The organism is Enterococcus gallinarum NBRC 100675 (assembly GCF_001544275.1).
Lineage (GTDB): Bacteria > Bacillota > Bacilli > Lactobacillales > Enterococcaceae > Enterococcus_D > Enterococcus_D gallinarum.
In genome coordinates this window covers 1-3,464 of record NZ_BCQE01000063.1, presented here as the reverse complement: position 1 = coordinate 3,464, position 3,464 = coordinate 1, and the positions used below count along the sequence as shown (strand labels likewise).

Annotated in this window: 4 protein-coding genes; 1 reads left to right on the top strand and 3 read right to left on the bottom strand. The window is 35.3% G+C overall.

Translation table 11 applies throughout. The annotated features are described in order from the left end of the window. On the bottom strand, window positions 1-725 hold a 725-nt coding region (locus EG2_RS17970), incomplete at its 3' end, for an ABC transporter ATP-binding protein (RefSeq protein WP_082709603.1). 482 nt (window positions 726-1,207) lie between these two features. Then, entirely contained in the window at window positions 1,208-1,642 is a 435-nt protein-coding gene (locus tag EG2_RS17965; protein ID WP_003127309.1) for a universal stress protein, read from the bottom strand. A 527-nt stretch (window positions 1,643-2,169) separates the two neighbouring features. Here EG2_RS17965 and EG2_RS17960 point away from each other — a divergent pair. Next, a complete protein-coding gene (locus EG2_RS17960; RefSeq protein ID WP_003127308.1) occupies window positions 2,170-2,514 on the top strand; it encodes an iron-sulfur cluster biosynthesis family protein in 345 nt (114 codons plus the stop codon). Window positions 2,515-2,614: 100 nt separating this feature from the next. Here EG2_RS17960 and EG2_RS17955 read toward each other — a convergent pair whose 3' ends face one another. After that, the gene (locus tag EG2_RS17955) at window positions 2,615-3,265 is read right to left on the bottom strand and encodes an HAD-IA family hydrolase (RefSeq protein WP_003127307.1); all 651 of its coding nucleotides are present in this window, start codon (window positions 3,263-3,265) and stop codon (window positions 2,615-2,617) included. Window positions 3,266-3,464: the final 199 nt, after the last annotated feature.

Sequence of the window (3,464 nt, the reverse complement as noted above, 5' to 3'; positions counted from 1 at the left end):
CCTAGAAAAGCAAAAAAGCCAAAGAAAAATTCATGTATCATTGTCATTTTTATTAAATTGTTTGTTGTAGAAATTGACATTTCGTGATAGTTAGCTATTTCTTTTTTATAGCGTTTATTTATTCGAAAAGTAACCATTTCTGTGATGCCACGTATTAAAGTATTATTCATTATTTCTTCAGAGATTAGTGAGTTTTCTTTTATAGCTTTTAATATTTTCAACAAATACTTGGTTACAATAAAGATAAAAATGTAGCCGATTAAAATGGCTGGAACTAATTTTAAATCGATTATCGCTATAAAAAACAAATTAAAAAAAGTTTCTGGTATTAACTCTCTAAAAAGTCTTCCGTAAAAGTTTAAATGAATGTTTCTACCAGCGCTTGACCCAGCCTCAACTTTTTGCAAAAGCGAGCCCGAACCAATCTTTAGATATTCCGAATAGGAAATTCTACTAATCTTGTCTAATGCCATTTCTTTTAAATAAAAGAAAATACCACTTTGGAGTTTCATTTTAGGCTTTTGTTCTAGATAAGAAAATATTGGAACGAAGATAATTGTCAATCCATAAATCACTAGATTTAGAATAGGCATGCTTTGACCAAATGCATCTAGCAACTTTTGAAAATAAAACACATTAATAGCACTTACTAAAGAAACTGCTACACCAATACCGACATAAACTGAGAACTCTATTTTGAAGCGCTTCCAAATTTTTGTAGTCATTTTTCTCCACCATTCTGATACTAAAATAATCTGTTTCCTTCGTTTTTCACATAGTATGTATGCAACTAAAATTTTACTTCATGGCGGGATGAAATTCTAGCAATAAAATAAAGAGAAATCTGTACAAATTATAGATATAATCACAAAACAGCACTATCATTGAAGCTAAAAAATATTATTTTGTTTTCAAACAAATCCAATTGCTTGATTGAAAAGAATCAAATCTAAAATCATCGATAGATACACTACTGCTGTCCATAATACTTTCCTCATGTCTGAATAAAAATATAAAAGTTTTTCTCAAATCTATATCAACTAGATATAGTACAACTGCACTAGATTTTGTTGTATTCACCATGTGTGATTCCTATCTGATAAATCAACTTAGACCTATCAGATTACGTTATCCAAAACTTCATCAAATAAAAAAGGGAAATCAGCAGTTACCTGATTTCCCTTTTTTGATCAAACAAATCAATAGTTTATTTCACAACAAATACCGAACATTTTGCATGGTTGACGACATAGTCAGTTGTCGATCCCACTACAGCTCTTGTGAGAGTTCCTTTACCCGTCGCACCAATCACGATTAGATCAATTGGATAAGTTTCTGTTGCTGCATGGATGATAAATCGCTTAGGGTCTCCTACCTCTACGATCACCGCAACGTCTTCGACACCATGGTTATTTGCATCATAGATTTTCTTTAGCATCTCGGTTTCAACCCTCGTCTTTTCCTGTTCAAATAGCTTTGAAAAAGAATAAGCACTCGTTGAAAGCTCTGCATTGTTAATGATTGAAAGGACATACAGTTTGGCTTTGTTTCGTTTGCAAATATCGACAGCTTCCCAAAAGGCCTTTTCTGATTGCTCAGAACCATCTAACGCAACGAGAACATTTTGACATGTACGCAACATTTTTATCCCCTCCTCTTTAGTTTACCACATTTAGGTGACAGCTGAAAGATTCATGAATGAACTGCTTTGTTATTTTTATTTTTTCTGTTCCAATTGCATGCAATATATGTTTTTTTACTTCATTTCCCATGAATAAACCTTAAACATCTACAAAGATTTCTAGAATTTCATTCAAACAGGCTCTTTCATGCTAGAATCATAGTGAACAACTGATTTGAGGTGAAGACAATGCGTCAATTCTTTCAAGCCCTGTTAACTTTTATTCTGTATATTGGTCTTTTTTTCGTGATTCTCGGATTGATAGCCTACTTCTTACTACGATAGGAACGAAATAACACCTGAGTCTTTGCATCTTAGCATTTCCATGTTAAAATAACAAAAGAAGCAGTGTGCCCTTTTAGTCGTCTTCCCCAAGCTAACTATCTGGTCCAATGCTTTTCGTTATCTGTTTATAAGTTTTTTATGTTCAAGTCAATCAGCCAACAAAGAAAAATAGCAATTGCTTTTATAGAAAGAAGGTACTAGAAATGGAGCTAACGATTACCACAGAAGCAGCACAACGTCTTCCACAAGGTACAACTCAATTTATCTTGACAGCCAATGATGGTTCCAACCAGTTTTCCTCTGCTGAAGGCTGCTGTATGATTGGCGAGCGTTTCTTGATCGCACCTATTGAAGAAATCATTGTTCCTTTTACATTAGAGATCCCTAGCAATTTGTTTACTTTCTATACTTCTGAGTACGACACAATGTTTTTAACTGGTCACCTCGAGTTAATGGTGCATCCGACTTCCGGCACCCTCGTTTTGAAAAATGAGAGTGGCTATCTGGATAATAACGTCTTAGTCCTAAAAACTACTACCATCAAATAACATTCATGAGCTTAAAAAAGAGTCGAAGTAAGTCCCGCTACTAATCAAACATCGCGGGGATAATCACCTTTCTTCCTCTGTTCTAAGCTCTTTTTTGCATTTATTTTCCAGCATGATCCATTCTGATCAATTCCAGCAAATCTAGGGGTTTTTCTGCCAAGGCGACTGCTCCTGCAGAAAGTAGTTCTTCCTCACTACCAAATCCATAAAGAACACCGATCGCGGATAACCCATTGGCTTTTGCTCCTAGAATGTCATGGCTTCGATCACCAATCATTAAGGCACTTGTATTGCCATCCGCCTTCTCTAGTGCATATGCAAGGACTGCCGCTTTTTCTCCCCGCTTATTTTCAAGATCAGCTCCGTAAATTCCTTTGAAGTAATCTGTAAAATCTAAGTAACTTAAAATTTCTTTTGCGAATATCTCTGGTTTTGACGTAGCAATGAAGACATCATGTGTTTCCGAAAGTTCAGCCAAAGTGGTTTCGATTTTTTCGTAAGGCGTAATCTGAAACATCCCTTTTTCTCGATAATTCTCCCGATAATATTTCACAGCACGCTGCGCAGTCTCTTCTGTAAAGCCTAGATCACGAAAAGAATTAATCAGTGGTGGACCAACAAAGGCTCTCAATCCATCGGTTGAGAGAGGTTCATGTCCTAATTTTTCCAGTGCATAGCGAATCGAAGAATAGATTCCTTCGCTAGAATCAATGATCGTACCATCTAAATCAAAAAATAATTGTTGTTTCATGTCATCTCCCCTTTTCCTTATTATAGGAAAAAAAGGACTCTCCCGCAAACGCTTCTTTTTTGAAACATTCGACAAATCGACTGATCTTTTGGTTCCTCAAAATAGTTTTAACTTTTATCTGCAAAAAAAGAGCGATCTTTCCGCTAGTAGAAAGACCGCTCCAAAATGGCAAAAAAAAGATAGCTTCACAGCTATCGAT

Coding starts and splice junctions, on each gene's coding strand:
- EG2_RS17965 (WP_003127309.1), bottom strand. CDS start 1,642: ATGTTGCGTACATGTCAAAATGTTCTCGTTGCGTTAGATGGTTCTGAG.
- EG2_RS17955 (WP_003127307.1), bottom strand. CDS start 3,265: ATGAAACAACAATTATTTTTTGATTTAGATGGTACGATCATTGATTCT.
- EG2_RS17960 (WP_003127308.1), top strand. CDS start 2,170: ATGGAGCTAACGATTACCACAGAAGCAGCACAACGTCTTCCACAAGGT.